This is a genomic window from Microbacterium paraoxydans (assembly GCF_019056515.1).
Lineage (GTDB): Bacteria > Actinomycetota > Actinomycetes > Actinomycetales > Microbacteriaceae > Microbacterium.
The window spans coordinates 2,248,501-2,273,677 of record NZ_CP064873.1 but is presented as its reverse complement, the minus strand read 5'-3'; the positions used below and the strand labels follow the sequence as shown (position 1 = coordinate 2,273,677).

Annotated in this window: 30 protein-coding genes; 23 read left to right on the top strand and 7 right to left on the bottom strand. The window is 71.0% G+C overall.

The features are described from left to right. Positions 1–240 precede the first annotated feature (240 nt). Positions 241–450 (bottom strand): hypothetical protein, encoded by a 210-nt coding sequence (locus IZR02_RS10975; protein WP_217316421.1) that lies wholly within the window; start codon positions 448–450, stop codon positions 241–243. Positions 451–592: 142 nt separating this feature from the next. On the opposite strand from IZR02_RS10975, the gene IZR02_RS10970 reads away from it, so the two are divergent. The 7 genes from IZR02_RS10970 to IZR02_RS10940 are packed head-to-tail and all read left to right on the top strand — an operon-like array spanning position 593 to position 5,692. Next, positions 593–931 carry a hypothetical protein gene (locus IZR02_RS10970; RefSeq protein ID WP_217316420.1) on the top strand — a complete coding sequence of 113 codons (339 nt, stop codon included), beginning with the start codon at positions 593–595 and terminating at the stop codon, positions 929–931. Then, complete coding sequence (locus IZR02_RS10965; RefSeq protein WP_217316419.1) at positions 928–1,380, top strand: ImmA/IrrE family metallo-endopeptidase; 453 nt, start codon at positions 928–930, stop codon at positions 1,378–1,380. The genes IZR02_RS10970 and IZR02_RS10965 overlap by 4 nt, the downstream gene beginning before the upstream one ends. Next, a complete protein-coding gene (locus IZR02_RS10960; RefSeq protein WP_217316418.1) occupies positions 1,380–2,852 on the top strand; it encodes a recombinase family protein in 1,473 nt (490 codons plus the stop codon). The genes IZR02_RS10965 and IZR02_RS10960 overlap by 1 nt, the downstream gene beginning before the upstream one ends. A 3-nt stretch (positions 2,853–2,855) precedes the next feature. Beyond that, complete coding sequence (locus IZR02_RS10955) at positions 2,856–3,566, top strand: ATPase, T2SS/T4P/T4SS family (RefSeq protein WP_217316417.1); 711 nt, start codon at positions 2,856–2,858, stop codon at positions 3,564–3,566. Continuing rightward, positions 3,563–4,420, top strand: a complete 858-nt coding sequence (locus IZR02_RS10950) for a type II secretion system F family protein (RefSeq protein ID WP_025105306.1) — start codon at positions 3,563–3,565, stop codon at positions 4,418–4,420. Before IZR02_RS10955 ends, IZR02_RS10950 begins: the two co-directional genes overlap by 4 nt. Continuing rightward, on the top strand, positions 4,417–5,355 hold the full coding sequence (locus IZR02_RS10945) for a type II secretion system F family protein (protein ID WP_025105305.1): 939 nt from the start codon (positions 4,417–4,419) through the stop codon (positions 5,353–5,355). The genes IZR02_RS10950 and IZR02_RS10945 overlap by 4 nt, the downstream gene beginning before the upstream one ends. A 40-nt stretch (positions 5,356–5,395) precedes the next feature. Beyond that, positions 5,396–5,692 (top strand): DUF7882 family protein, encoded by a 297-nt coding sequence (locus tag IZR02_RS10940; RefSeq protein ID WP_025105304.1) that lies wholly within the window; start codon positions 5,396–5,398, stop codon positions 5,690–5,692. A gap of 24 nt (positions 5,693–5,716) precedes the next feature. Here the strand turns inward: IZR02_RS10940 and IZR02_RS10935 are convergent, their stop codons facing one another. Further along, positions 5,717–5,989, bottom strand: a complete 273-nt coding sequence (locus IZR02_RS10935; RefSeq protein ID WP_126893634.1) for a hypothetical protein — start codon at positions 5,987–5,989, stop codon at positions 5,717–5,719. 10 nt (positions 5,990–5,999) lie between these two features. Beyond that, positions 6,000–6,179 (bottom strand): hypothetical protein, encoded by a 180-nt coding sequence (locus tag IZR02_RS10930; RefSeq protein ID WP_025105302.1) that lies wholly within the window; start codon positions 6,177–6,179, stop codon positions 6,000–6,002. A 106-nt stretch (positions 6,180–6,285) separates the two neighbouring features. Between IZR02_RS10930 and IZR02_RS10925 the strand changes: the two genes are divergently transcribed. The 4 genes from IZR02_RS10925 to IZR02_RS10910 are packed head-to-tail and all read left to right on the top strand — an operon-like array spanning position 6,286 to position 7,729. Next, positions 6,286–6,465 (top strand): hypothetical protein, encoded by a 180-nt coding sequence (locus tag IZR02_RS10925; RefSeq protein ID WP_025105301.1) that lies wholly within the window; start codon positions 6,286–6,288, stop codon positions 6,463–6,465. A 1-nt stretch (position 6,466) separates the two neighbouring features. Then, positions 6,467–6,868 carry a TadE/TadG family type IV pilus assembly protein gene (locus IZR02_RS10920; RefSeq protein WP_025105300.1) on the top strand — a complete coding sequence of 134 codons (402 nt, stop codon included), beginning with the start codon at positions 6,467–6,469 and terminating at the stop codon, positions 6,866–6,868. Then, entirely contained in the window at positions 6,858–7,292 is a 435-nt protein-coding gene (locus tag IZR02_RS10915; RefSeq protein ID WP_025105299.1) for a TadE family protein, read from the top strand. The genes IZR02_RS10920 and IZR02_RS10915 overlap by 11 nt, the downstream gene beginning before the upstream one ends. Next, positions 7,289–7,729, top strand: a complete 441-nt coding sequence (locus IZR02_RS10910; RefSeq protein ID WP_025105298.1) for a pilus assembly protein TadG-related protein — start codon at positions 7,289–7,291, stop codon at positions 7,727–7,729. Before IZR02_RS10915 ends, IZR02_RS10910 begins: the two co-directional genes overlap by 4 nt. Before the next feature lie 12 nt (positions 7,730–7,741). Here IZR02_RS10910 and IZR02_RS10905 read toward each other — a convergent pair whose 3' ends face one another. Continuing rightward, the gene (locus tag IZR02_RS10905; RefSeq protein ID WP_051582285.1) at positions 7,742–8,983 is read right to left on the bottom strand and encodes an MFS transporter; all 1,242 of its coding nucleotides are present in this window, start codon (positions 8,981–8,983) and stop codon (positions 7,742–7,744) included. Between the two features lie 122 nt (positions 8,984–9,105). Here IZR02_RS10905 and prfB point away from each other — a divergent pair, with 122 nt between their 5' ends. Further along, positions 9,106–10,215 carry a peptide chain release factor 2 gene (gene prfB / locus IZR02_RS10900; RefSeq protein WP_025105296.1) on the top strand — a complete coding sequence of 370 codons (1,110 nt, stop codon included), beginning with the start codon at positions 9,106–9,108 and terminating at the stop codon, positions 10,213–10,215. Positions 10,216–10,272: 57 nt separating this feature from the next. Here the strand turns inward: prfB and IZR02_RS17910 are convergent, their stop codons facing one another. After that, the gene (locus tag IZR02_RS17910) at positions 10,273–11,628 is read right to left on the bottom strand and encodes a DUF2510 domain-containing protein (RefSeq protein WP_051582284.1); all 1,356 of its coding nucleotides are present in this window, start codon (positions 11,626–11,628) and stop codon (positions 10,273–10,275) included. Positions 11,629–11,802: 174 nt separating this feature from the next. Here IZR02_RS17910 and ftsE point away from each other — a divergent pair, with 174 nt between their 5' ends. The 3 genes from ftsE (at position 11,803) to smpB (ending at position 14,365) form a co-directional block, all read left to right on the top strand. After that, positions 11,803–12,909: a cell division ATP-binding protein FtsE gene (ftsE, locus tag IZR02_RS10890; protein ID WP_025105295.1), complete on the top strand. Its 1,107-nt coding sequence runs from the start codon at positions 11,803–11,805 to the stop codon at positions 12,907–12,909. Continuing rightward, positions 12,906–13,820, top strand: a complete 915-nt coding sequence (ftsX, locus tag IZR02_RS10885) for a permease-like cell division protein FtsX (protein WP_025105294.1) — start codon at positions 12,906–12,908, stop codon at positions 13,818–13,820. Before ftsE ends, ftsX begins: the two co-directional genes overlap by 4 nt. Before the next feature lie 68 nt (positions 13,821–13,888). Then, complete coding sequence (smpB, locus tag IZR02_RS10880) at positions 13,889–14,365, top strand: SsrA-binding protein SmpB (protein WP_025105293.1); 477 nt, start codon at positions 13,889–13,891, stop codon at positions 14,363–14,365. A 10-nt stretch (positions 14,366–14,375) separates the two neighbouring features. Here smpB and IZR02_RS10875 read toward each other — a convergent pair whose 3' ends face one another. Beyond that, entirely contained in the window at positions 14,376–16,238 is a 1,863-nt protein-coding gene (locus IZR02_RS10875; RefSeq protein ID WP_025105292.1) for a S9 family peptidase, read from the bottom strand. Positions 16,239–16,422: 184 nt separating this feature from the next. On the opposite strand from IZR02_RS10875, the gene IZR02_RS10870 reads away from it, so the two are divergent. Then, positions 16,423–17,370 (top strand): methylenetetrahydrofolate reductase, encoded by a 948-nt coding sequence (locus IZR02_RS10870; protein ID WP_025105291.1) that lies wholly within the window; start codon positions 16,423–16,425, stop codon positions 17,368–17,370. A gap of 21 nt (positions 17,371–17,391) precedes the next feature. Then, positions 17,392–19,701, top strand: coding sequence for a 5-methyltetrahydropteroyltriglutamate--homocysteine S-methyltransferase (gene metE, locus IZR02_RS10865; protein WP_025105290.1), 2,310 nt, complete (start codon positions 17,392–17,394; stop codon positions 19,699–19,701). 82 nt (positions 19,702–19,783) lie between these two features. Here the strand turns inward: metE and lexA are convergent, their stop codons facing one another. Next, complete coding sequence (gene lexA, locus IZR02_RS10860) at positions 19,784–20,470, bottom strand: transcriptional repressor LexA (RefSeq protein ID WP_025105289.1); 687 nt, start codon at positions 20,468–20,470, stop codon at positions 19,784–19,786. Positions 20,471–20,753: 283 nt separating this feature from the next. Here lexA and IZR02_RS10855 point away from each other — a divergent pair, with 283 nt between their 5' ends. The 6 genes from IZR02_RS10855 to IZR02_RS10830 all read left to right on the top strand — a co-directional run bounded on the left by IZR02_RS10855 (position 20,754) and on the right by IZR02_RS10830 (position 25,162). Then, the gene (locus tag IZR02_RS10855) at positions 20,754–21,122 is read left to right on the top strand and encodes a LysM peptidoglycan-binding domain-containing protein (RefSeq protein ID WP_025105288.1); all 369 of its coding nucleotides are present in this window, start codon (positions 20,754–20,756) and stop codon (positions 21,120–21,122) included. Positions 21,123–21,181: 59 nt separating this feature from the next. After that, a complete protein-coding gene (locus tag IZR02_RS10850; RefSeq protein WP_029989964.1) occupies positions 21,182–22,276 on the top strand; it encodes a histidinol-phosphate transaminase in 1,095 nt (364 codons plus the stop codon). Then, positions 22,273–22,890 (top strand): imidazoleglycerol-phosphate dehydratase HisB, encoded by a 618-nt coding sequence (gene hisB / locus IZR02_RS10845; RefSeq protein ID WP_025105286.1) that lies wholly within the window; start codon positions 22,273–22,275, stop codon positions 22,888–22,890. The genes IZR02_RS10850 and hisB overlap by 4 nt, the downstream gene beginning before the upstream one ends. After that, positions 22,887–23,522: an imidazole glycerol phosphate synthase subunit HisH gene (hisH, locus tag IZR02_RS10840; RefSeq protein WP_025105285.1), complete on the top strand. Its 636-nt coding sequence runs from the start codon at positions 22,887–22,889 to the stop codon at positions 23,520–23,522. Before hisB ends, hisH begins: the two co-directional genes overlap by 4 nt. A 112-nt stretch (positions 23,523–23,634) precedes the next feature. After that, positions 23,635–24,381: a bifunctional 1-(5-phosphoribosyl)-5-((5-phosphoribosylamino)methylideneamino)imidazole-4-carboxamide isomerase/phosphoribosylanthranilate isomerase PriA gene (gene priA, locus IZR02_RS10835; RefSeq protein ID WP_025105284.1), complete on the top strand. Its 747-nt coding sequence runs from the start codon at positions 23,635–23,637 to the stop codon at positions 24,379–24,381. After that, complete coding sequence (locus IZR02_RS10830) at positions 24,365–25,162, top strand: SseB family protein (RefSeq protein ID WP_025105283.1); 798 nt, start codon at positions 24,365–24,367, stop codon at positions 25,160–25,162. Before priA ends, IZR02_RS10830 begins: the two co-directional genes overlap by 17 nt. Positions 25,163–25,177: the final 15 nt, after the last annotated feature.

Here is a 25,177-nt window from a genome sequence, read left to right as displayed (position 1 = left end):
CTTCCCGGACCCCAGATCCGGAAGTGGGTGTGCGTCTGCAGCGACGCGAGCGGATACGGGTCGAGTGGCTTCGCCCGGTATAATCTTCGTGAGCATCTGTAGTGCTCCCTTTCATGTCGTGATTCGCCCCCGCTGCAACGGGGGCGTTTCCGTGTGGTCAGGCCGCAGCAGGCGCGGCGTCGTTCGCTGTGACGACCTCGGCGAGGTACTCGGCCAGGTCGGCCAGGCACTCGTCGCGAGTCATGCCGCTACCAGCGCCGGAAGCTCCTCGCCGAGCGCTTTCGCCGCCGCCAGAGCCGTGTCGAGCGACATCGGCTTGGTGCGGTGCTTGAGCTCCGCGAGCAGTCGCTTGTACGGAATTCCGGTGACTCGCGACAGCCAGGCGATCGACCGTTCCTGCTGTTCGATGAGGCGGGTGATGTTGTTCACCGCCAGTTCGCTGTTTCCCATATCCAGAACGTTAGTTCCCACTTGTGGGAAGTGCGAGTTAAGAACGGATGTTCTATGTTTCCCACAATTGGGAAGTAGATTCTCTACAAGTTTCCCGAATCGTTGCATTGCGTTCCCAGAAATGGGTACTAGTCTTTCCGTCATGGGAAACGAACTGGCCGACGCAATCCGCACGCAGCTGCGCCTCGCCCTACTCGGGCACTACGGCACGCTCGAGATCGCCGCAGAGGCCCTCGGCATGTCGTACAAGACGCTCTACCGGCACCTCACGCCGACCGGGAAGGACCGCACCGCGCGCGTCTCCCTCGACTTCGTCCTCGACGTCTCCAACCACCTCGCGACCGTCGCCGGCATCGACCTCACCGAGATCTACCGCCGCGCCCAGATCCGCGCCGATGTCCCTGCCCTCAGCGAAGATCAGGAGAACTATGACCTGGCCGCGCGTCCGCGGGCCAGTGACCGGGGGGAGGACATGGAGTGACCGCACCGCTGTTCCATATGGCGGCAGCGCTGGGGGTGCGGGTGATCCACACCGACCTCGCGCATCTCGACCGCGACGGCGACTACAACGCGAAGACGAACACGATCCGGCTTCAGGAGGGCATGTCCCGCCGCCTGCTGCGCTCCGTGTTCGCGCACGAGCTCTGCCATGCCGTGTTCGGCGACGTCCCGTCGAAGTTCGGGCCCGTCAACGCGAAGCAGGAGCGCCGAGCAGACGAGTGGGCGGCGCTGCGCCTCATCGAGCACAAGCACTACCGCGAGGTGGAGCACCTCCGCGACGGCAACGTGGCGCTCATGGCGCAGGACCTCGACGTCATCGACGAGATCGTGCACGCCTACCAGCGCGTACTGCAGCGTATCGGCGACACCACCTACGTCGCGCCGCGCATGGGCGCCGGCCAGTACCACCACCGCGTCGAGGTCGGCTGATGCGAGCGCTCCGCGACGCAGCCGCGCCGAGAGCTCGCCGCCGCGGCATCGGCATGATCCGCGTCTCCAAAGAGCGCGAGGGCATGACCTCGCCCGAGATGCAACGCACCGCGATCCAGCAGTGCGCCGACCAGAACGGCGTCGAGATCGTCGACTGGGTCGAAGGCATCGACGAGTCCGGGTCAGACCGGAAGTCCGCCTGGTGGCCACGCCTCGACGAATCGATCGCGCGCATGGAAGCGGGGGAGTACGAGGTCATCCTCGTCTGGCGCTTCTCCCGCGTCGGCCGCCAACGGCTCCGCTGGGCCGTCGCCCTCGACCGCGTCGACACACTCGGCGGCGCGATCCTCTCCGCCACCGAGCCGATCGAGTCCGCCACCGCATCCGGACGCTTCGCCCGCGGCATGCTCGGCGAGCTGAACGCCTACCAGTCCGAGCTCATTGGTGAGCAGTGGAAAGAGACGCACGACCGGCGACGCCGCGCAGGCCTGCCCCACGGTGGTCACCAGCGGTTCGGATACCAGCTCGTCGACGGGCGATTCGAGCCGGACCCGGTCACCGGGCCGATCCTCGCCGAGATCTACCGCCGCGCCCTCAGAGGCGACGGATCCGGGCGCATCACCCGCTGGCTGAACGAGCAGGGGATCCTCACCTCGCAGGGGCTCCCGTGGGTCAACTCGAACCTGTTCCAGATGCTCGACGGAGGCTTCGGCGCTGGGCTTATCGTTCACCGTCCGGGGTGGAAGAACAAGCGCCTCCCGAAGGCGCAGTGGAACTTCTACCCCGGTGCGCACGAGGCGGTGATCAGCGCCGAGGAGTGGGCCACATACTGGGCACGCCGCCTCGAGCTGTCCGAGCCGTCCCGCTCCATCGAGGCGCGGCACCTCCTCACCGGGCTCATCTACTGCGCCGACTGCGGCGGCCGCATGCACTACTCACACCACCGGTACATCTGCACAACCGCCGCCAGATCGAAGGGCCTCGGACGAACCGTCGTCACCATCAGCGACGAGATCGCGGAGGCGGCGGTCACCGAGTGGGTTCTCGCGCTCGCGGAGGATACCGATGCGCTGCTCGCCGCCCGCGTGGCGACGACGAAGCGCCGCGTTCGCTCGGTGAACGACGCTGAGGCGATCGACCGCAAGGTGGCGCGCATCGACGAACGCATGGCGACGCTGACGATACAGGCGATCGACAAGACGATCCCCGAAGCCGCCTACCAGGCGACGATCCGCAAGCTCGACGCCGAGCGGAGCAGCCTGACATCACGCCAGAAGTCGCTCGAGCTCGTTAACGCGCAGCGCGAAGCCGACGTGCGTCAGGTCGCCGTCACCCTCGCCGCCGCGTGGCGCTCGCTCGAGACGTTCGAACGCCGACAGGCGCTGATGAAGGTAGCCGCTGCGGTGCTCATCACTCAGGGCAGAGGGATCGGCCGCGTCCGCATCGTGCCGAAGTGGGATCTCCGTAGTTAGTTATTGTCCGTCAACATCCGCAAGTTCCTTCCCGGGCACCGCTCGCTGGAGGCGCTCACGGCACAGGGCGCGCTGACTCCCGAGGCCGCGCGGGCCCTCGGTGAGGCGATGCGGACGGGCGCGTCCGTGATCGTGTCGGGAGCGACCCATGCGGGCAAGACGACGATGCTCGGAGCGCTGCTCGCCGCCTGCGCGGCGGACCAGCGCATCATCACGGTGGAGGAGACGTTCGAGCTCGCGGTGGACGGCCCCGATGTCGTCGCGCTGCAGGGGCGTCAGCCGAGCCTCGAGGGGACCGGCGAGATCACGCTGCGGCGATTGGTGAAGGAGGCCTTGCGAATGCGACCGGACCGGCTCGTGGTGGGGGAGGTGCGCGATGCGGAAGCACTCGACCTCGTGCTGGCGCTCAACACCGGAGTGCCCGGGGCCTGCACGGTCCACGCCAACTCCGCCGCGGAGGCGCTCGACAAGCTGTGCTTGCTGCCCCTCCTCGCCGGCCGGAACATCGACCGCGGCTTCGTCGCCCCGGCGATCGCGTCGTCCGTCGACCTCGTCGTCCACTGCACGCGCGATGCGGCGGGGCGCCGATACGTCGAGGAGATCGTCGCCCCGACGGGTGAGGTGATCGAGGGGCGGGTGCTCAGCAGGCCGATTTTCGGAGCCGGGCGCCCCCGCGGCCGATCGGCCCCGGCCGGCTCGGAGGTTCTCGCATGACGTTCCTCCTCGGCGCGACGCTCGCGGCCGGCGTGCTCCTGATCCTGTCACCGTGGCTGTGGCCGGCAGGGGAACGCTCCGCGTCCTCTCCGCATCGCGGTCGCCTGGCTCGTCTCGCGGGCGAGGCGGGGTTCCCGGCGGTGCAGACCCGCTCTCTCCTGATCGGCATCGCCGGTGCCGCGCTCGGCGCCGCCTCCCTCGCCTGGCTCGTCACGGGGATCGCCGCGCTCGCGATTCTGGCCGGGCTGGCCGGAGGCACGGCGCCGATCGCCTACCTGCGTGGCCGCCGTCTGCGGCTGCGGCGTCTGCGGCGCCAGCTCTGGCCCGACGTCTGCGACCTGCTGATCGCCGCGATCCGGGTCGGTCTGTCGCTCCCCGATGCGGTGGCCACCCTCGCGGAATCGGCTCCACCGCCGCTCCGCCCCGCGTTCGATGGGTTCGCCCGAGACCTGCGGAGCAGCGGACGGTTCGACGCCAGTCTCGACCGGCTGAAGGCCGTCCTCGCTGACCCTCTCGGGGACCGGATCATCGAGACCCTGCGGATGGCACGGCAGGTCGGCGGGACCGAGCTCATCGGCGTGCTGCGGGCGCTCTCCTCGTCGGTCCGTGCCGATGCGGCGCTCCGCGGCGAGGTCGAGGCGCGGCAGTCGTGGATCCGCGGGGCGGCCGTCCTCGGAGCCGTGGCGCCGTGGGTCATCCTCACCCTCCTGATCCTGCGGCCGGAGGGGGCCAAGGCCTATGGCACGCCGGAAGGGATCGCCGTGATCGTCGTGGGCGCGGTCGTGTCCGTCGTCGCGTTCCGCCTCATGATCCGGATCGGTCGGCTGCCCGAGCCGCGTCGGTGGTTCGGGTGAGCGGGCTCTCCGCGCTCGCCGTGGCCGTGCTGCTCGGCGGGGGATTCGCCGGGGGTGTCCTCTCGCTTCTGGCGGGCCTCCCGCGGTGGCGGGCGGCGTCGCTCGCGTCGCGGATCGCGCCGTACGTGCGGGACGTCGTCGACGACGAGGTGTTGCCGCGCGATGCCTTCGCCCGGCCCGGCACCCTGCCCGCCGGAGGGTTCCGCCTCGGCGCGCGCGGGGCGCGGGCGCTCGACCGTCTGCTCGGCGGGACGGATGCTCTCCGACGGCGGCTCGCGCAAGCGGGCTCCGCACTCGATCCCGTCGCCTTCCGCGGTCGTCAGCTCGCGGTGATCGTGGGCGGAATCGCTGCCGGAGCGCTCGCCGTCATCGTTCTCGTCGTGATCGGTCGGTGGTCGCCTCCGGTCGGGTCGATCCCGCTCCTCGCGGGAGCGGCGGCCGGTGTGGCGTACGACCTGCGACTGTCGACGCGGGTGCGCGCGCGGAAGGTGCGCTTGACCGAGGAGCTGCCGACGACGCTGGAGTTCCTGGCGCTCTGTCTCTCGGCGGGCGAGGGGTTCCTCGATGCCGTGAAGCGCGTGGCCGGTGTGGGGTCGGGGGAGCTCACGGGCGAGCTGCGCCGCGTGGTACTGGAAGTCGGGACGGGGTCGCCGCTGGCGGACGCGCTGACGGCCATGGCGGCTCGGTTGGAGCTTTCCGGGCTGACGCGGGCCGTGGACCAGATCGTCGCGGCGCTCGAGCACGGAGCGCCGCTCGCCGCCGTCCTGCGCGCTCAGGCCGACGATACGCGGGAGGAGGCCAAGCGCACGCTCATCGAGCAGGCCGGACGGAAGGAGATCTTCATGCTGCTGCCGCTGGTCTTCCTGATCCTGCCGCTGTCCGTCGTGTTCGCGATCTACCCGGGCCTGTTCATCCTGCGCCTCGGCATCGGGTGAGTGGTCGGCGGGTGAGGTCGCGAGGGCTTACGTTTTGTCTATGGGAAGTCTCGAGTACAACAGCTCTCGTCCGCCGATCGATGTCGAGGACACCCTGCTGGCGCATCTGAAGATCGTTATCTCCACGAAGCTGCGGCGCCAGGAGAGCTTCATGATGACGTGGCCGTCGGGCAAGAAGAGCCCCGGTCGGCTCTCCGCGTGGATGCACCCGGCCATCCCGCTGGTTCTCGAGTTCGACGCCGACCCGGTCCCGGCGATCGACCCGGCCCGGGTCAGTCACATGATGGAGCGCTTGAACGCGCGCGGCGAGCTCCTCATCGACGAGTTCACCTCCTGACGCTGCCCCGGCTTCCCGCGGCGCTCAGACGTCCCAGTCCGGTAGTCCCCCGAGGTCTTCGGCGAGGCTTCCCTCGCCGGCTACCTTGACCCGGAAGAGGAACACTCGCGACGTCGGGTGGACGAGGACACTCGCGAGGCCGTCCGACGTGGCGAACGAGACGAATGTCGGCTCGGTACGTGCGGCGGCTTCGATCCGTTCTCGGAGGGCGACGACATCGGTGCCGCGAGGCAGAGGATAGGTGAGCCCGTCGATCTCGACCCGCGCCCGCATCTCATCGTCAGGTCCGGGGCGCATGCGTGACAGGCTATCCCTCGTCGTGGTGTCCGGACCCGGGGTTGTGCGAATCGTGCGACGGGAGTACAGAACCCCGCCGCTTCGTCCTTCGCGCAGCGACGACGATGATGACGACGGCGACGAGGATCACCACGCCGACGACGATCGCGATCAGCACCGGAATGGACGGCAGCAGGGGGTTGGGTTCCATGGGGCAGGAGCCTATTGCGCTCCCGCGGCTTCCGGTAGACGACCATGAAGGCCGCCCCTGTGGATAACGTCCGCGCCGCGGCGGGTCTCCGATGCACACTGGCGGCATGATCTCTCGTGCGCGCTCGATGCTCCGTGCCCTCCACGACGACGAACGGGGAGACGTCCCGGGATGGGTGCTCGTGACCCTGATGACCGCGGGACTCGTCGTGCTCATCTGGGCGGTCGCGGGGCCGGCGCTCACCTCCCTCTTCGAGCAGGCCATCCAGCGGGTGTCGGGGCTCTGACATGCGTGCGCCTGCGGGGGTGACCGACGACCGCGGATCGAACCCGGTGGAGTTCCTCCTCGTCGGCACCCTGCTCACCGCGCTCACCCTCGCGGTGCTGCAACTGGCGTTCGCGATCTACGTGCGCAACGTCGTCCATGACGCCGCCGTGGAGGGAGCGTACTACGCGGCTCTCGCCGACACGACGGCCGCGGAGGGGGAGGAGCGGGCGCGCGAGGTCATCCGTCGCGCGGTCGGCCCCTCCTATGCCGACGACATCACGGTGGCCTCGGCACGGCGAGGCGGACAGGAGACCGTCGAAGTCCGGATCCGGACGACGCTCCCGGTGTTCGGGCTCGTCGGTGTCCCTGCGGCCTTGCAGGTGGAGGCTCACGCACCGGCGGAGTCGTTCGATGCGCGATGACGCGGGGTCGAGCTCGCTGGAGTTCATCGCCGTCGGGGTGATCATGCTCGTGCCGCTGCTGTACCTCGTGATCGCCGTGGGCTCGGTGCAGGAGCAGTCGCTGGGCGTCGAGGCTGCGGCGCGCCAGGCCGCACGAGCCATCGCCTCGGCACCCGACGTCGCGGCGGCGGCCGACCGCGGGGAGGAGGTACTGGACGGGATCGTCGCGGAGTACGGCATCGATAGCGGAGCGGTCGACGTCTCCGTGTCGTGCCGTCCCCGGACCGCGGCCTGTCCGGCGGCGGGAGCGACGGTGGTCGTCACGGTCTCGACGCGCGTACCGCTGCCGCTCGTGCCGGGCGTGCTCGGACTCGACCAGGCGACCGCCGTCCCCGTCGAAGCGGTGTCGGTGCAGAAGGTGTCGCGGCGATGGGGCGGGGGATGAGGGGACGCGTACCGGCCCTGAAGCAGCACGGTGAGGGCGACGACGACGGGAGCGTGCTGCTGCTCGTGCTCGGCTACCTCATGCTCGCGCTCGCGGTGCTGTTCGTGTGCATCTGCGCCACCGACCTCTACATCGCCCAGAAGCGGCTGGACGGGCTCGCGGATGCGGCGGCGCTCGCCGGAGCGGACGGCTTCACGCTGCAGGTGGAGAGGGAGGTGCCGCGCGCGACGCTCACCGACGCGGGGGTGGCCGAGCAGGCGGTGCCGCTCGTCCGCGGAGCGGGGTTCGAGGCGACCGTCGTCGACGCGTCCACCCCGGATGGCGTGAGCGCGCGCGTCACCGTCGCGGCGACCTGGCACCCGCCGCTGCTCTCGCCGTTCGTGCCGGACGGGGTGCCCCTCCAGGCGACGGCCACGAGCCGGACGGCACTGCGCTGAGCGACCGGGTACTCAGTCGTCGGCCGGGTCCGGCGTGCGCGGCGGCGTGCGGGGCACGAACCGGGGGATCCAGCGGAGGAACCCGGCGGCGCCGACGAGTCCGATCAGGCCCATGGCCCCCGCCGCGAACGACAGGGACGCGACCGCGGTGATGCCCGAGACGAGGAGCGGGGCGACCGCGCCGCCGGCATCGGTGAGGGTGCGCCACGACCCGAGGAACGCGGCCGGGTCGTGCTTCGGGGCGACGTCCGCGCCGAGAGTGAGGAGGATGCCGCTCGACAGTCCGTTGCCGACGCCGAGGACCGCGGCGAACATGCCGAACCAGAGCACGGCGGAGTCGAGGTCGTGCGTGACCGACAGGGCGAGGAACCCGGCGCCCATCAGTACCATCGCGGGCATCGCCGCCCAGAGCCGGCCGAAGCGGTCCATCACCTGGCCGCTGGCGTAGAACAGGGCGAAGTCGATGGCTCCGGACACGCCGACGACGAGGGCGATGGTCGACGCGTCGAGACCCAGCGAGAGCCCCCACAGCGGCAGGACGACCTGCCGTGCCGATCGCACCGCGGACAGCGAGGCCGCGGCGAGTCCGAGCCGACCGAGCACTCCGCGCTGCCGCCACATGGTCTGGAAGATCCCGGCCCGCTCGACGGTGGGGATCGACCCGGTCACGGCCTCTCCGCTGTCCTCCGCGAACCGGATCGTCGTCCGCAGCGGTGCGACCGTCTTCTCCGGATCCGGTCCGAAGAGCACGAGCACGACCATGACCACGAGGCAGGCGAGGAAGAACCAGATCGCCGCGGCCTCGGTGCCGAAGAGCTGCAGGAGACCCGCGGAGACGAACGGGCCGATGAAGATGCCCAGACGGAAGCTGCCGCCGAGCAGGGAGAGCGAGCGGGCGCGGGACGCCAGCGGCACCCGCGTGGTCATGAACGCGTGCCGGGCGAGCCCGAACGCCGCGGCGCACAGGCCCAGGAGGAACACGGACGCCGCGAGGACCCCGAGCGACGGCGCGAACACCATGCCGACGGCGGCGAGGATGGCGATGACGCCCGCGATCACCATCGTGAAGCGCTCGCCGATGCGCCCCACGGCCCAGCCGGCCGGGAGATTGCCGCACAGCTGACCGACCACGAGCGCCGAGGCGACGAGGGCGGCGAAGGCGACGTCGGCCCCCATGGACGCGGCGATGACCGGGATGAGCGGGATGACCGCACCCTCGCCGAGGGAGAAGAGGACGGTCGGCAGGTACACCATCGGCCCGAACTGACGGAGGACCGTGGATGCACTGCTCACGCCCTTCACGCTACTCCGGTCGGCGCGGACGACCGGACACCACCGTCCCCGCGCGCGCGGGCGGCACGTTAGGCTGAGGTGTCATGCTCGAACTAGATCTCTCCGCCGAAATCCAGGCGCTCAGGCACACCTTCGGCGACATCAGCGAGGTCGTCGATGTCAACCGTCTCCGCGAGGACATCGCGCGTCTCAGCGAGGAGGCCGGCGCGCCCGACCTCTGGGACGACACCGAAAACGCCCAGAAGGTCACCAGCGCGCTGAGCCACCGTCAGTCGGAGCTCGCCCGCATCACCGGCATCGCCCAGCGCCTCGACGACCTCGAGGTGCTCGTCGATCTGGCGAACGAGATGGGTGACGAGGAGTCGGCGATCGAGGCCCGCAAGGAGCTGCAGACGCTCACCGACCTCATCAACCAGCTCGAGGTGCAGACGCTGCTCGACGGCGAGTACGACGAGCGCAGCGCCATCGTCACCATCCGCTCCGGCGCCGGCGGCGACGACGCCACCGACTTCGCCGAGATGCTCATGCGCATGTACCTGCGCTGGGCGGAGCGTCACAAGTACCCCGTGAAGGTCATGGACACCTCGTACGCGGAGGGCGCGGGCATCAAGTCGGCGACCTTCGAGATCGACGCGCCCTACGCCTTCGGCACGATCTCGGTCGAGGCCGGCACGCACCGCCTCGCCCGCATCAGCCCGTTCGGCTCCGCGGACAAGCGCCAGACGTCGTTCGCCGCCGTCGAGGTCATCCCGCTCATGGAGGAGGCGACCGAGGTCGACATCCCCGAGAGCGACATCCGGGTCGACGTCTTCCGCTCTTCCGGCCCCGGCGGCCAGTCCGTCAACACGACCGACTCCGCCGTGCGCATCACCCACCTCCCGACCGGCATCGTCGTGTCGATGCAGAACGAGAAGTCGCAGATCCAGAACCGCGCCGCGGCCATGCGCGTGCTGCAGAACCGCCTCCTCCTGCTGCAGAAGGAGCAGGAGGCCGCCAAGAAGAAGGAACTCGCGGGCAACATCACCGCGAGCTGGGGCGATCAGATGCGCTCCTACTTCCTCTACGGACAGCAGCTCGTGAAAGACCTCCGTACGGGCCAGGAGTCCGGCAACCCCGCCGCCGTGTTCGATGGCGACCTCGACGACTTCATCTCGGCGGGCATCCGCTGGCGCAAGCGCAAAGACGAGGACTGACCCCTACGACGAAGGCCCCGGGAGCTCCCGGGGCCTTCGTCGTGCGGTGCGGACGGGTCAGCGAGCCGACGCCTCGACGGTCACGCGCGCGACCTCCTGCAGCATCTCGTCCGTGATGACGACCACGTAGGACGAGCTTTCGGCGACGTCGAACGAGACGGTGCCCTCCGCCGTGGACCCGGCGTCCTGCTCGCTGGACTCCAGCGTCGCCTCGCCGAAGATGTCGTAGTCGCCCTCGGTGCCGTCTGCGGTCTCGACGGAGAAGTAGAGCGGGTTGACGTAGGTCGTCCCGTCGAGCGTCTCCCAGGCGACATCGATCACCAAGTAGCCGCCGTTCGCGGGCTCGAAATCCGTGCCGTTGGTCGGGCCGAACGTGGCGGAACGGATGGTGACCTCGGCCGTGCCCTCGAGCTGCGGCACGGTGACCGGCTCTCCCAGCGTGCCCTCGGCGACCTCACCCGTACCCGCGTCGCCGGTGTCGTCGGTCTCCGGCGCCGGGCTCTGAGTCGTGCCCTCGTCGTAGTCGGGAAGCGTGACCGGACGCACGGTGTTCGCGACGGCTAGCACGAAGAAGATGCTCACGACGATCGCGACGATGCCACCGAGCACCGACACCCCGAGCCCGGTGATCCCCGGCCACTTGGTGCCCTTCAGGAACAGGGAGATGAGCGAGACGATGAACCCGGCCGCCAGGAGGAACCAGGCGAACGGCAGCGTCACGGGGATGAACGCAAGGAGGAGGCCGAGCGCGGCGAGCCCGAGGCCGACGAGTCCGAGCACCGAGACCTTCTTCGGCGCCGCGGGAGCCGGCGCCTGACCGGGGTACGCGCCCTGACCGGGGTACGCGCCCTGACCGGGGTACGCGCCCTGGCCGGGATACGCACCCTGACCGGGATACGTTCCCTGAGCGCCCGGTGCCTGGCCCGGGTATCCGCCGGCGCCCTGCGCGCCTGGGTACGCGCCCGGTGCCGGGTAGCCGCCCTGGCCCTGGTACGCGTTCTGACCGGCACCGGCCGGCGGGGCGATCGGCGCCGCGCCGGGGAGGTCGTGCGCGCCGCTGGTCGGTGCGGTCCAGTCCTGTGCCGGCTCAGGCGCGACGATGAACTCGGTCGCGGGCTCGTCCGGAGCGATCTCGCGCTCAGCGGCGACGGGCTCGGGAGCGACGGTCTCCGCCGACGCCGTCGGCTCCTCTCCGAGGGGAGCGCGGTCGTCGGTCGCCGCGGCGGGGCTCTCCGTCGGGGTGCCCTCCGCGCCCGCGTCTTCGGTCGCTGTCGCTGTGGTGTCGCCTGTCGCCGTCGCGGTGGTGTCGCCTGTCGCCGTCGTCTCCGGGGCGAAGTGCTCGGTCCACTGCTGGCCGTCCCACCAGCGCAGGCGCCCGGACCCGTCGTCGTACCAACCAGCAGGTGTCGTCATGGGGATCCCCTCCGTGTGTGCGCTCGCGTGGGGCACGCGAATCGACACTCCATGTATAGCAGCGGGCGACGACGCCGGTGGGGCCCGGGGTGCGGAGGAATCGCGGGTCGGCGTGCTGCGCGGCGGGGTGTCGTGCCGAGCCGGAGGCGGTGGCGCGCTTAGGCTCGATTCGCCATGATTCGGTTCGAGAACGTCACGAAACGCTACCGCGGGACGTCGAAGCCCGCCCTGTCCGGTGTCGACTTCGAGGTGCAGCGCGGGGAGTTCGTCTTCCTCGTCGGTGCCTCCGGGTCCGGCAAGTCCTCCTGTCTGCGCCTCATCCTCCGCGAGGACGTGCCGACGAGCGGTCGGGTGGCCGTCCTCGGCCGCGACCTGCGGGCGCTCGCGAACCGGAAGGTGCCGTACTTCCGTCGGCACATCGGCTCGGTGTTCCAGGACTTCCGGCTGCTGCCGTCCAAGACGGTCTATCAGAACGTCGCCTTCACGCTGCAGGTCACCGGCTCGTCCCGCGGCTTCATCCAGCAGGCCGTTCCCGAGGCGCTCGCGCTCGTCGGGCTCGACGGCAAGGAGAAGCGCATGCCGCACGAGCTCTCCGGCGGGGAGCAGCAGCGCGTCGCGATCGCCAGGGCGCTCGTCAACCGTCCGCAGGTGCTGCTGGCCGACGAGCCCACCGGAAACCTCGACCCCGCGACCTCCGTCGACATCATGCAGCTGCTCGCCCGGATCAACGCGGGCGGCACGACGGTGCTCATGGCCACGCACGAGGCCGGCTTCGTCGACCAGATGCGCCGCCGCGTGATCGAGCTCCGCGACGGCGAGATGGTCCGCGACGAGGTGCACGGCGGATACGGCGACACCTCGAACATCCCGCGCCTGGTGCCGGAGGAGGTCCGCGGTGCCGCGGCCGCCGCCGCCCTCACCGCCGTGCAGGAGGTGCAGCGCCAGACCGCCGACCTCTCCGTGGTGCGCGCCGCACTGGCCGAGGAGCTGGACGCCCAGCGCCGGGCCGCGGCCGCATCTCCCGCGGTCACCAAGCCCGCCGCCGACCCGGCCCCGCAGGTGGTCGAGCCGCCGGAGCCCGCGCGGGAGCCGGGCGTGGTCGAACCGCCGGACGTGGTGCATCCCCCGGCCGCGCCGCCGTCCGCCGCCGCGCGCCCCGCCCCCGGGGCGCCGGGGACGCGTCCGATCGTGATCCCGGAGGTGGACGTCGCCGAGCTCGGCGTGGCGGACCGCCTCGGCCTGTCGGACCAGGACGACGAGGAAGTGGGCCCGACCTCATGAGAATCGGCCTGATCCTGACCGAGGCCCTCGTCGGCCTGCGGCGCAACATCTCGATGGTGATCTCCGTCGTGCTCGTCACGTTCGTGTCGCTGACGTTCGTCGGTGCCGCGATCCTCATGCAGTCCCAGATCGGCGTCATGCGCGGGTACTGGTCCGAGCGCGCCCAGGTGGCCGTCTACATGTGCTCCGCGGTGTCGGAGTCGGACACCTGCGTGGACGGCGCGGCGAGCGAGGAGCAGGTGGCCGCCGTGCGCGCCCAGCTCGAGGGCGACGCGCTGTCGCCGCTCATCAGCTCCATGACCTTCGACACGAAGGAGGAGACGTACGCCAAGCTCGTCGAGCAGGTGGGGGAGGAGCAGGCCAGCGTGCTCTCGCCCGACCAGGCGTTCGAGGTCTTCTTCGTGACCATGAAGGACCCGGGCCAGTCGCAGGTGCTCGCCGAGGCGTTCAGCGACCAGGCCGGAGTGGAGCAGGTCCAGGACCAGCTCCAATACCTCGAACCGCTGTTCTCCGCGCTGACGGTGGCCACCTACATCGCCGTCGGCATCGCCGTGCTCATGCTCATCGCCGCGACGCTGCTGATCGGCACGACGATCCGGTTGTCGGCCTACGCGCGGCGCAAGGAGATCGGCATCATGCGCCTCGTGGGCGCGTCGAACCGTTTCATCCAGACCCCGTTCGTGCTGGAGGGCGTGTTCGCCGCGCTGCTGGGTTCCGCCCTCGCCAGTGCCGCCGTCGTCGCGGGCATGCACTTCGGCGTGAACGGCTACCTGCGCGGCCGCGTGCCCTTCATCACCACCTGGGTGACCATGCAGGATGCTGCCCTCGTCGTCCCGGTCCTCGTCGGGATCGGCGTGGTCCTCGCGGCCCTGTCGGCGGGCTTCGCGATCCGACGGTGGCTGCGCACCTGATACCCTGAAAGGCTGCTCGGCCGATCCGCTGCCGAGCCGTCCACGGCACCACAGCACAGGAGATCATCATGCCCAGGGAACGCGGGGAGAAGGTCATCGCGACCAATCGTCGCGCGCGTCACGACTACAACATCGAGAAGTCGTACGAGGCGGGGATGGTGCTCACCGGCACCGAGGTCAAGTCGCTCCGTCAGGGGCGCGCGAACCTCAGCGACGGGTACGCGTTCGTGAAGGGCAACGAGGTCTTCCTCGATGCGGTGCACATCCCGGAGTACTCGCAGGGGCACTGGACGAACCACTCGGCCAAGCGCATCCGCAAGCTCCTCCTGCACCGGGAGGAGATTGCGAAGCTCGCCCACGCCGTCTCCGCGGGCGGATACACGCTCATCCCGCTCAAGCTGTACTTCTCCGACGGTCGCGCCAAGGTCGAGATCGCTCTCGCGAAGGGCAAGCGCGAGTACGACAAGCGTCAGACCCTCCGCGAACGCCAGGACACCCGTGAGGCCGAGCGGGCGATGCGGCTGCGCAACCAGGTGGGCGAGTAGCCGCACGCGCTCAGAGGCTCGGCGTGAAGCCGAACACCCGGCCGAGGAACGCGAGTTCGCGTTCCAGCGCGTCGACGATGGTCTCGGCGCTGCGGAACCCGTGACCCTCGCCCGGGTACAGCACGTACTCGTGGTCGATGCCGTTCGCCGCCAGCGCGTCGCGGATGGCCTCCGACTGGGACGGCGGCACGACGCGGTCCTCCCCGCCCTGCAGCAGCAGCACCGGCACGTCGATGCGGTCGGCGTGGGTCAGAGGCGAGCGCTCGATGTACACGTCCTCGGCGGCGGGGAGCGGACCGACGAGGCCGTCGAGGTACGACGCCTCGAAGTCGTGGGTCTCGGCGGCGAGCATCCGCAGATCCGCGACGCCGTAGCGGCTGATGCCCGCGGCGAACGTGCCACCCCGCACGAGCGCCGAGAGCACCGTCCAGCCGCCCGCCGAGCCGCCGCGGATGGCGATGCGCGCGGGATCGGCGAGCCCGGCGTCGGTGAGCCCGCGGGCGGCCGCGATCACGTCGTCCACGTCCACGACGCCCCACTGTCCCTGCAGGCGGTCGCGGTACGCCCGACCGTAACCGGTGGACCCGCCGTAGTTCACGTCGAGGACCCCGATTCCCCGGCTCGTGAAGAAGGCGATCGAGGCGGAGGCCGCTCCCGTGACATGGGCGGTGGGCCCGCCGTGCACGAGCACGATGTAGGGCGGGAGCTCGCCGTCGGCGCCGCGGGGCTCTCCGGGCGCGGCGGGCGGATAAGCGAAGGCGTGCACGGGGCCGTGCGCCCCCTCCACGACGAGCTGCTGGGCCGCCGGCATCCAGTCCTCGTCGACCGGAGCGCCGCCGGTGACGGTCTCGACGGCCCCGCTGTCGACGTCGACGCACCAGATGCCGGAGGTCACGCGCGAGCCGTCTCCGCTGAGCAGCACGCGGGAGCCGGAGACGTCGTCCACACTGAGATGCCCGTCGCCCGGGACCGCGATGGCGCGCGTCTCGCCGTCCGGGGACACGAGCTGCACCTCGTCGCGGCCGTCGGTGCGGACGGCCACGAGGCGGCCGTCCGCCAGCGGCTGGAACCAGCGGTTGCCGAGCACCCACAGGCCGTAGCCGGTGTCCGCGTCGGATGAGGTGAGCGGGCGGGAGGCACCGGCCTGGAGGCCGTCGAGCGTGAGGTGATGGAGCTGCCAGCGTCCCGAGCCGTCGTCGGCGAACACGAGCGCGTCGTCGCCGATCCATTCCGGCTGCAGGGCGGCGGAGGTGGGGACCCGGGTGATCGTCCCGCCGGCCGCGGATCCGATCGCGAGCGCGGCTCTCTCCCAGGGCATGCCGTCCGCCTGCCATTCGACCCAGGCGACGCGGCTGCCGTCGGGCGAGAGCGCGGGATGGGCGAAGAAGCCGGGACCCTCGACGATCACCCGGATCGCGGAGGCGTCCTCGGCGGCCGAACCGTCCACGGGGATCTCCACGATCGCGCGGCGGTGCGGGTCGGTCGAGAGGTCTTCCCGCACGGCCAGCAGTCGGCCGCTCTGCACGCGCAGCCCGCCGTACGCGGGGCCGGCGGCGGTGAGGGGGCTCGGCTCGGCACCCGGATCCATCCGGTGCACGCGCTGGTCGGCTCCGGAGACGAAGTACAGGGTGTCGCCGTCGACGGTCCAGGCGCCGCCCCCGTACTCGTGCACACGGGAGCGGGCGTTCCAGGGTGCCGGGAGGATCGCCGCGCCCGTCGAGCTGCGCACCGTGACGCGTCCGCCCTCGGCGGGCACGGACTCGGCCCACCACACCTCGTCACCCACGAAGCGGGCCCCGTCGATGCGCGGCGCCGCTCCTGCGACGGCTTTCGCGGTGAAGGGGGAGGACCAGGAGCCGAACGGTGAGGACATGCCTCGAGCCTACGGGCGGTGACACACGACGTCACACTCGTGCGGCGGGCCGAGGGCGTGTTCTAGGTTTCTGGAAACGCCCGGTTCATCCCGGGCGTGGAGCGACAGCCGAGCCCGGCACCCGCCCGCGAACGACGTGCTCTTCGTCGTGCGCGGACCCCGGCCCCTGTCCCCTGGAGAGAAGATGTCTTCCACGTTCGACGCCTCCCGCGCCTCCCGCGTGCCGTTCTCCTTCGAGCTCTACCCGCCGCGCTCGGAGTCGAGCCAGGAGGCCCTGCACGAGACCGTCCGTCGTCTCGCCGCGGCCGGCCCGGAGTTCCTGTCGGTGACCTACGGCGCCGGCGGCTCGACCGGCGGCCGCTCGCTCGATGTGCTGCGCTTCATCCGGGAGCACACCGACGTCGAACCCCTCGCTCATCTCACCTGCGTCGGCAACACCTACGCCGGAGCCACCGCGCTCATCCGGGAGTTCCTCGACGCCGGGATCCTCCGCTTCCTCGCCCTGCGCGGAGACCCGCCCGCGGGGCAGCGCGAGCCCTTCCTGGGGGACCTGGAGAGCGCCGCCCAGCTCGTGCAGCTCATCGATCGCGTCCAGGCCGAGCGCGCGCCGTACCAGGAGTCTCCGGTCCCCGGTCTCCCCGGAGCCGCGCTCGTGGCCCCGCGGCAGAAGGTCGACATCGCGGTCGCCGCGTTCCCGAAGGGGCACCCCCGGGCCACGCACCGCACGCAGGATGTCGAGGCGCTGCTCGCCAAGCAGGCCGCGGGCGCGACCTTCGCCATCACGCAGCTCTTCTTCCACCCCGATGACTACCTCGCCTTCGTGGAGCGCGCCCGCGCCGGAGGCGTCACCATCCCGATCCTCCCCGGCATCATGCCGATCACGTCGCCGGCCCGGCTCGCCCGGGTGCTGGAGCTGACCGGGGAGGACCTGCCCAGCGAGCTCGCGATCGCCCTCGATGTCGAGCCGACCGCCGAAGGGCGCCGGGAGATCGGGATCTCCTGGGCCGCGCGCCTCGCCGCCGACGTCGTCGCCGGCGGGGCCCCCGGCGTGCATCTGTACGCCTTCAACCAGCACGAGACCGTCTTGACCGTCCTCGCCGAAGCCGGCATCGTCCCGGCGCTCCGGCACTAGTCCCCGCCGAAAGGAAACACCATGACCGCATTCCCCGAGGGCACCATCCTCGGCTACCCCCGCATCGGCCGTCGCCGCGAGCTCAAGAAGGCCGTCGAGGCGTTCTGGGCCGGCCGCATCGACGAGCAGGAGCTGGAGCGGACGGCCGCGGACCTGCGCGCGGCGACCCGCGAGCGCCTGGCGGGGCTCGGCCTCGGCCGCACGGACTCGTCCATCCCGGACTCCTTCTCCTTCTACGACCAGGTCCTCGACGCCGCCGTCACGGTCGGCGCGATCCCTGCCCGCTTCGACGACCTCCGCGAGGCCGACGGGTCGATCGGCCTCTCCGCCCTGTTCACCGTTGCCCGCGGTGAGGGCGAGCGGGCGCCGCTGGAGATGACGAAGTGGTTCGACTCGAACTACCACTACCTCGTGCCGGAGATCGGTCCGGAGACGGTGTTCACCCTCGCCAGCGACCGCCTGGTGCGCGAGGTCGCCGAGGCCGTCGCCGCCGGCTTCGTCACGCGTCCCGTGGTCGTCGGACCGGTCACGCTGCTGGCGCTCGCGAAGGCGTCGGACGACGCGCCGGAGGGCTTCGAGCCGCTCTCGCGGCTGGAGGACGTCCTGCCGGTCTACGTCGATCTGCTCGCCCGTCTGCGCGCCGCGGGCGCCGAGTGGGTGCAGCTCGACGAGCCAGCCCTCGTGAGCGAGTCCCTGCCGGCCACGACCGCACAGCTCGCCTCCGCCGCGGAGCGCGCGCTCGCGGTGCTCGGGAACGCCGAAGAGCGTCCCTCGATCCTCGTCGCGGCCCCGTACGCGAGCCTCGGCGCGACGTTCGCGACCGTGGCCGCCGCCCCCGTCGAGGCCATCGCCGTGGATCTCGTGCGCGGCACCGTGCCCGACGCGGTGCCGGGCCTCGAGGGCAAGACCCTCGTCGGCGGTGTGATCGACGGTCACAACATCTGGCGCGGCGACCTCTCCGCGGCGTTCGACTCTCTGGAGGCGCTCCGCGCGCTCGGGGCCCCGGTAGCGGCATCGACCTCGACCTCGCTGCTGCACGTGCCGCACGACGTGGAGGACGAGACGGCGCTGGACGCGCGCCTGGTGTCCTGGCTCGCCTTCGCGGATCAGAAGGTGCAGCAGATCGTGACCCTCGCCCGCGGCCTGTCCGAAGGGCGCACGGCGATCGGGGCCGAGCTGGACGCCGCGACTGCTGCGCTGCAGGACCGCCTGACCGCTCCCGGTGTGCGCGACGGTGCGGTGCGTTCCCGTGCGCTGAGCGACGCCGACTTCGCCCGTGCCCCGTACCAGGAGCGGGAGGAGGCGCAGAACGCCCTCGGCCTGCCGGCGCTGCCCCTGACGACGATCGGCTCCTTCCCGCAGACCGGCGACATCCGCCGCGCCCGCGCCCAGTTCCTCCGCGGCGAGATCCCCGAGGACGACTACGAGGAGTTCCTGCGCCGTGAGGTCGCCGCGGTCGTCTCCCTGCAGGAGGACCTCGGTCTCGACGTCCTCGTGCACGGTGAGCCGGAGCGCAACGACATGGTGCAGTACTTCGCGGAGAACCTCGACGGCTTCGCGGTCACGCAGCACGGATGGGTGCAGTCGTACGGCTCGCGAGCCACGCGCCCATCGATCCTCTGGGGAGACGTCTCGCGTCCCGCGCCCATCACGGTCGGCTGGTCGGCGTACGCGCAGTCGCTCACGGCGAAGCACATGAAGGGGATGCTCACGGGCCCCGTCACGATCCTCGCGTGGTCCTTCGTCCGCGACGACCAGCCGCTGGGGGAGACGGCGAACCAGGTGGCGCTCGCGCTCCGCGATGAGATCGCCGACCTGGAGGCCGCGGGCATCCAGGTGATCCAGGTCGACGAGCCGGCGCTCCGGGAGCTGCTCCCGCTGAAGCAGGCCGACCAGCCGGCGTACCTCGACTGGTCCGTCGCCTCGTTCCGTCTGGCCACGGGCGGCGCTGCGGCGGCGACCCAGGTGCACACCCACCTCTGTTACTCGGAGTTCGGCGTCGTGATCGACGCGATCCGTGCGCTCGACGCGGACGTCACGTCCATCGAGGCGGCCCGGAGCCGCATGGAGGTCGTCGCGGACATCGCCGAGGTGGGCTTCGACCACGGCATCGGCCCCGGCGTGTACGACATCCACTCGCCGCGCGTGCCCACCGTGGAGGAGGTCGAGTCCCTGCTGCGGCGTGCGGTGGAGGAGATCCCCCTCCGTCAGCTCTGGGTGAACCCGGACTGCGGTCTGAAGACCCGCGGATACGCCGAGACCACGGCGTCGCTGCGGAACATCGTCGAGGCCACGCGGCGCGTGCGCGAAGACGTGGTGGTCACCGCCTGACGCGGTCGTCCCCGGACACACGAAGGCCCTCCCGGTGCGCCCGGGAGGGCCTTCGTTCTCGTCTCACCGACGATGCGGTGACTCAGACGGCGCGCATGACCGCGACGACCTTGCCGAGCACGACCGCCTCGTCGCCCAGGATCGGCTCGAAGGCAGAGTTGCGGGGAAGCAGCCACGTGTGGCCGTCGCGACGACGGAGCACCTTGACGGTGGCCTCGCCGTCGAGCATGGCAGCCACGATCTCGCCGTTCTCCGCCGTGTTCTGCGAGCGCACGACAACCCAGTCGCCGTCGCAGATGGCGGCGTCGATCATCGACTCCCCGGAGACCTTGAGCATGAACAGGTCGCCCTTGCCGACGAGCTGCCGGGGGAGCGGGAAGATCTCCTCGACCTGCTGATCCGCCGTGATCGGCACGCCCGCGGCGATACGCCCCACCAGCGGGACCAGGGCGGCATCGCCCACGGGGGTCGCCACGTCCGCCGGGTTCTCCGCGCCCGTGCCGGGCAGGTCGATGAGGACCTCCATGGCACGCGTCTTGCCCGGGTCGCGACGCAGGTAGCCGCTGAGCTCGAGCTGACCGAGCTGGTGGGTGACGCTGGACAGCGACTTGAGCCCGACGGCGTCGCCGATCTCGCGCATGCTCGGCGGATAGCCGTTCTGCGCGATCGAGGCCTGGATGACCTCGAGGATCGCCATCTGCTTCGGGCTGAGGCTCTTGCGACGGCGGGTGCGCGGCGCCTCGGACTCGAGGGCTGAGGTGTCGCTCATGGTGCTCCTTCACTGCGTGATCCGACGTGCCGCTTCGAATGTCGGTGGCCCGTGGTGGGGTGTCCTTATCGAAACCGTATCCGAGAAAAGCGCCGATCTGGAAGATCTGTTCGAGCGTGTCGGCTGATTCGCGGAGCGTGGTTTCGAAGACAGCTTGACAGATGTTCGAACTCGAAGATATCTTCGGAACGTAGCTTCGCATCCACGGCTCCCGGCCGAGGCGCGGATGCGAAAGCTACGCCAACCTCCCCGGGCTCCGGCGCCGGGACAGTAAGGAGCAGACATGAGCAGCATCAGCCTCAGCACCGCGACCGCCCTCCCGGCATCGGCCCGTCCGGCCACCCGGCTGCGGATCACGGCACGCGGCCGTCGCACTCTGCTCGCGCTCGCGTCGGTCCCGCTCGCGGCGGGCATCGCCTTCGCCGCCCTCAGCGGGGGCAGCGCGACCGCCTCCGGCGCGGATGCGCCGGCCGTCTCCGTCGAGACCGTCACGGTCATGCCCGGCGACACCCTCTGGTCGATCGCGAGCAGCATCGCTCCCGAAGCCGACCCGCGGGATGTCATCGGTGAGATCACCCGCATGAACCTGCTGCGCGGCGGGGAGCTCCAGGTCGGCCAGGAGCTCGCACTGCCGGCGCGGTACACCGACTGACGCCGAGTCCTCCCGGCCGAATCGTCACGATGACCTCGGCTCTCCCTGCTCCTCTTAAGATGGGAAGGGTGACCTTCTCCCTCAACGATCTCCCGCTCCGCGACGATCTGCGCGGACTCACCCCATACGGAGCGCCTCAGGCCCCGCTGCCGGTGGCGCTGAACGTCAACGAGAACACGCATCCGGTTCCCGACGAGGTCGCGAGCGACATCCTCGATGACATCGCCGTGGCGATCCGAGACGTGAACCGGTACCCGGACCGCGAGTTCACGACGCTGCGGGAGGCGTTCGCCGACTACCTGGGTCACGGCCTCACGCCGGAGCAGATCTGGGCGGGCAACGGGTCCAACGAGGTGCTGCAGCACATCTTCCAGGCGTTCGGCGGGCCGGGACGCACGGCCTTCGGATTCGCGCCCACGTACTCCATGTACCCGCTCATCGCGAAGGGGACGGGCGCGTCCTGGATCGCGGGCACCCGTCAGCCCGACTACACCGTCACGGCGGAGGAGGCGGCGCAGCAGGTGCGTGCGGCCGACCCCGACATCGTGATCCTCTGCTCGCCGAACAACCCGACCGGCACCCCGCTGGGGCTCGACGTCGTGGAGGCCGTCTACGAGGCGGCCCGCGGCGTGGTGATCGTCGACGAGGCCTACCAGGAGTTCGCGCCACGGGATGCGGCGTCGGCCCTCACCCTCCTGGAAGGACGGCCGCGCCTCGCCGTCTCCCGAACGATGAGCAAGGCCTTCGCCTTCGCCGGCGCCCGCGTCGGCTACCTCGCGGCCGACCCGGCGTTCATCGACGCGCTCCGGCTCGTGCGACTGCCGTACCACCTGAGCGCTCTGACGCAGGCCGCCGCGGTCGCCGCCCTCCGCAACGCCGACGTCATGCTCGGCATGGTGCAGGAGATCGTGGAGCAGCGGGACCGCATCACGGCGACGCTCGAAGCCCTCGGGTACACCCCGCACCTCTCGTGGTCCAACTTCGTGCTGTTCGGCGGCGTCGCGGATCCGCAGGCGACGTGGCAGCAGCTGTACGACCGCGGCGTGCTCGTCCGCGACGTCGGCATCCCCGGCCACCTGCGCGTCAGCGCCGGCACGGAGGCGGAGACGACGGCGTTCCTGGACGCCCTGGCCTCGATAGGATCGGCATCATGACCATCCCCGCGCCCACCGCACGCACCGCGAGCCGCGTGCGCAGCACGTCGGAGTCCACCGTCGAGGTCGAGCTGAACCTCGACGGCACCGGTGCGAGCCGCATCGACACCTCGGTGCCGTTCTTCGACCACATGCTCACGGCGTTCGCCAAGCACTCGCTGACGGATCTCACCGTGCGGGCCTCCGGGGACACCCACATCGACGCGCACCACACCGTGGAGGACGTCTCGATCGTGCTCGGCCAAGCGATCCTGGCCGCCCTCGGAGACAAGTCCGGCATCTCCCGGTACGGCGACGCCCTCGTCCCCCTGGACGAGGCGCTCGCGCAGGCGGTCGTCGACATCTCCGGCCGCCCGTACCTCGTGCACGAGGGGGAGCCCGCGGGCTTCGAGCACCACCTGATCGGCGGGCACTTCACGGGATCCCTCGTGCGGCACGTCTTCGAGGCCATCACCTTCAACGCCGCGCTGACGGTGCACGTGCGGGTGCTGAGCGGGCGCGACCCGCACCACATCGCCGAGGCCGAGTTCAAGGCGTTCGCGCGGGCGTTCCGCCAGGCGAAGGCCCTGGATCCTCTCGTCGACGGCATCCCGTCGACCAAGGGGGCGCTGTGAGCGCCGAGCCGCGGGTCGCCGTCTTCGACTACGAGTCCGGCAACGTCCACTCCGCCGTGAAGGCGCTCGTCGCCGCGGGAGCCGATGCCGTGCTGACCCGCGACCGCACCGAGGCGCTGGAGGCCGACGGGTTCGTCGTGCCCGGTGTCGGCGCCTTCCAGGCTGTGCGGGACGCCCTGCACGCCCACGGCGGCGACGAGATCATCGGCCGTCGTCTCGCGGGGGGCCGACCGGTACTCGGCATCTGCGTCGGCATGCAGGTGCTGTTCGAGCACGGCGTCGAGCGGGGGCACGACACCGCGGGCCTCGGCGAGTGGCCGGGTGCTGTGACGGAGCTCGACGCCCCGGTCCTGCCGCACATGGGCTGGAACACGGTGGAGCCGGGGGAGGACACCGTCCTGTTCCGCGGCATCGAGCAGGAGCGCTTCTACTTCGTGCACTCCTATGCCGCGCAGTCCTGGGAGCTCGACGTGATCCCGCCGTTCCCGCAGCCCGTGCTCACATGGGCGACCTACGGCGGCCCCTTCCTCGCGGCCGTCGAGAACGGCCCGCTCTCGGCGACGCAGTTCCACCCGGAGAAGTCCGGGGACGCCGGCATCCAGCTGCTCCGGAACTGGGTGCAGAGCCTCTGACCCCCAGCCGCGTCGGCGCCCGGCGTCACGCGGTTTGTCCCGCGCCCCGCGGCGGACTACCCTCGTCTCTCGTGCCCGCTCGGGCCGCAGACCCACCCGAACCAAGGACCCCATGAACGACTTCGCGCAGTCCCCCTCGCTCACGCTCCTTCCCGCGGTCGATGTCGCCGGCGGCAAGGCGGTCCGTCTCACGCAGGGGGAGGCCGGGACCGAGACGAGCTACGGCGACCCGCTCGACGCGGCAGGGGAGTGGGTGTCGCAGGGGGCCTCCTGGATCCACCTCGTCGACCTCGACGCGGCGTTCGGACGCGGCAGCAACGCGCCGATCCTGCGCAAGGTCATCAAGCAGTTCAAGAACGTCAACGTCGAGCTCTCCGGCGGCATCCGGGACGACGCGAGCCTGGAGGCCGCTCTGGAGAGCGGCGCCGCCCGCATCAACCTCGGCACCGCCGCTCTGGAGAACCCCGAGTGGGCGGCCGACGTGATCAGCCGCTTCGGTGAGGCGATCGCCGTCGGCCTCGACGTCCGCGGCACGACCCTCGCGGCGCGCGGCTGGACGAAGGAGGGCGGCGACCTCTGGGAGGTGCTCGAGCGCCTCGAGGACGCCGGCTGCAGCCGTTACGTCGTCACCGACGTGACCAAGGACGGCACGCTGCGCGGCCCGAACCTGGAACTCCTGCGCGAGGTGACCTCGCGCACGCCGAAGCCGGTCGTCGCGTCCGGCGGCATCTCGAACCTCGACGACATCGCCGCGCTGCGCGACCTCGTGCCCCTGGGCGTCGAGGGCGCCATCGTCGGGAAGGCTCTGTACGCGGGCGCCTTCACGCTCGCGGAGGCCCTGGATGTCGCCGGAGACTGATCCGCACGCCTGCGGTCCGGAGTCGCACAACCGGGCCGATTCCGCCGGCGTCCCCTGGGAGGGGCGCAGCTTCGAGTCGAATCCGCACGCGGCCGACGACGGCTCGGCGGACCCGGCTCTGCTCGCCGCGCTGCACCGCTTCCGTGCGGGCGAGGGGAGTCAGGCCGAGGTCGTCGACGCGTTCCGCTCCGCCCGGGTGCTCGTGCCCCTGATCGCGGAGAAGGGCGAGGAGGGCGTGGCGCCCAGCGGTCTCGCGGTGGACAAGACGCAGGAGCTCTCGATCGTCACCGTGGCCGCGCCGGACGGGCGCCGCGTCCAGCCGGTGTTCTCGTCGGTCGAGACGATGCAGCGCTGGGACCCGTCGGCCCGCCCCATCCCGGTCGAGGCCGTTCGCGCGGCCCTGGCCGCGTCGTCGGAGGACACCGATCTCATCGTGCTGGACCCCACGTCCGACACCGAGTTCGTGATCCGCCGCCCCGCCGTCTGGGCCGTGGCGCAGGGGCACGCCTGGGAGCCGAGCTTCCTCTCTCCCGAGGTCGTTACCGCCCTTCGGGAGAGCATCGCCCACGAGCTCGCCGTGATCGACGTCTCCGTCGCGCCGGGTGACCCGGACGCGCGCCTCCGCGGACCGGAGCTCATCGTGGTCCTGGAGCTCGTCGATGGCCTGGAGCGAGAGGTCCTGGATGCCGTGCTCGCGCGGCTCGCTCAGCGCTGGGCGGCGGACGACCGGATCGCCGTCCTCGCCGACTCGCTGACGGTCAAGCTCCGCCGCAGCATCTGAGGCGGAGCGTCGGCC

Excerpts from the sequence above, each read along its gene's own strand:
- IZR02_RS10905 (WP_051582285.1), bottom strand. The coding sequence starts at position 8,983 with ATGGTGTACCTGCCGACCGTCCTCTTCTCCCTCGGCGAGGGTGCGGTC.
- IZR02_RS10855 (WP_025105288.1), top strand. The coding sequence starts at position 20,754 with ATGAGCAGCATCAGCCTCAGCACCGCGACCGCCCTCCCGGCATCGGCC.
- priA (WP_025105284.1), top strand. The coding sequence starts at position 23,635 with ATGAACGACTTCGCGCAGTCCCCCTCGCTCACGCTCCTTCCCGCGGTC.
- lexA (WP_025105289.1), bottom strand. The coding sequence starts at position 20,470 with ATGAGCGACACCTCAGCCCTCGAGTCCGAGGCGCCGCGCACCCGCCGT.
- IZR02_RS17910 (WP_051582284.1), bottom strand. The coding sequence starts at position 11,628 with ATGACGACACCTGCTGGTTGGTACGACGACGGGTCCGGGCGCCTGCGC.
- IZR02_RS10930 (WP_025105302.1), bottom strand. The coding sequence starts at position 6,179 with ATGGAACCCAACCCCCTGCTGCCGTCCATTCCGGTGCTGATCGCGATC.
- IZR02_RS10830 (WP_025105283.1), top strand. The coding sequence starts at position 24,365 with ATGTCGCCGGAGACTGATCCGCACGCCTGCGGTCCGGAGTCGCACAAC.
- IZR02_RS10975 (WP_217316421.1), bottom strand. The coding sequence starts at position 450 with ATGGGAAACAGCGAACTGGCGGTGAACAACATCACCCGCCTCATCGAA.
- metE (WP_025105290.1), top strand. The coding sequence starts at position 17,392 with ATGACCGCATTCCCCGAGGGCACCATCCTCGGCTACCCCCGCATCGGC.
- IZR02_RS10940 (WP_025105304.1), top strand. The coding sequence starts at position 5,396 with ATGGGAAGTCTCGAGTACAACAGCTCTCGTCCGCCGATCGATGTCGAG.
- ftsE (WP_025105295.1), top strand. The coding sequence starts at position 11,803 with ATGATTCGGTTCGAGAACGTCACGAAACGCTACCGCGGGACGTCGAAG.
- IZR02_RS10920 (WP_025105300.1), top strand. The coding sequence starts at position 6,467 with ATGCGTGCGCCTGCGGGGGTGACCGACGACCGCGGATCGAACCCGGTG.
- IZR02_RS10950 (WP_025105306.1), top strand. The coding sequence starts at position 3,563 with ATGACGTTCCTCCTCGGCGCGACGCTCGCGGCCGGCGTGCTCCTGATC.
- ftsX (WP_025105294.1), top strand. The coding sequence starts at position 12,906 with ATGAGAATCGGCCTGATCCTGACCGAGGCCCTCGTCGGCCTGCGGCGC.
- prfB (WP_025105296.1), top strand. The coding sequence starts at position 9,106 with ATGCTCGAACTAGATCTCTCCGCCGAAATCCAGGCGCTCAGGCACACC.
- IZR02_RS10925 (WP_025105301.1), top strand. The coding sequence starts at position 6,286 with ATGATCTCTCGTGCGCGCTCGATGCTCCGTGCCCTCCACGACGACGAA.
- IZR02_RS10910 (WP_025105298.1), top strand. The coding sequence starts at position 7,289 with ATGAGGGGACGCGTACCGGCCCTGAAGCAGCACGGTGAGGGCGACGAC.
- IZR02_RS10935 (WP_126893634.1), bottom strand. The coding sequence starts at position 5,989 with ATGCGCCCCGGACCTGACGATGAGATGCGGGCGCGGGTCGAGATCGAC.
- hisB (WP_025105286.1), top strand. The coding sequence starts at position 22,273 with ATGACCATCCCCGCGCCCACCGCACGCACCGCGAGCCGCGTGCGCAGC.
- IZR02_RS10960 (WP_217316418.1), top strand. The coding sequence starts at position 1,380 with ATGCGAGCGCTCCGCGACGCAGCCGCGCCGAGAGCTCGCCGCCGCGGC.
- smpB (WP_025105293.1), top strand. The coding sequence starts at position 13,889 with ATGCCCAGGGAACGCGGGGAGAAGGTCATCGCGACCAATCGTCGCGCG.
- IZR02_RS10970 (WP_217316420.1), top strand. The coding sequence starts at position 593 with ATGGGAAACGAACTGGCCGACGCAATCCGCACGCAGCTGCGCCTCGCC.
- IZR02_RS10915 (WP_025105299.1), top strand. The coding sequence starts at position 6,858 with ATGCGCGATGACGCGGGGTCGAGCTCGCTGGAGTTCATCGCCGTCGGG.
- IZR02_RS10870 (WP_025105291.1), top strand. The coding sequence starts at position 16,423 with ATGTCTTCCACGTTCGACGCCTCCCGCGCCTCCCGCGTGCCGTTCTCC.
- IZR02_RS10875 (WP_025105292.1), bottom strand. The coding sequence starts at position 16,238 with ATGTCCTCACCGTTCGGCTCCTGGTCCTCCCCCTTCACCGCGAAAGCC.
- IZR02_RS10850 (WP_029989964.1), top strand. The coding sequence starts at position 21,182 with ATGGGAAGGGTGACCTTCTCCCTCAACGATCTCCCGCTCCGCGACGAT.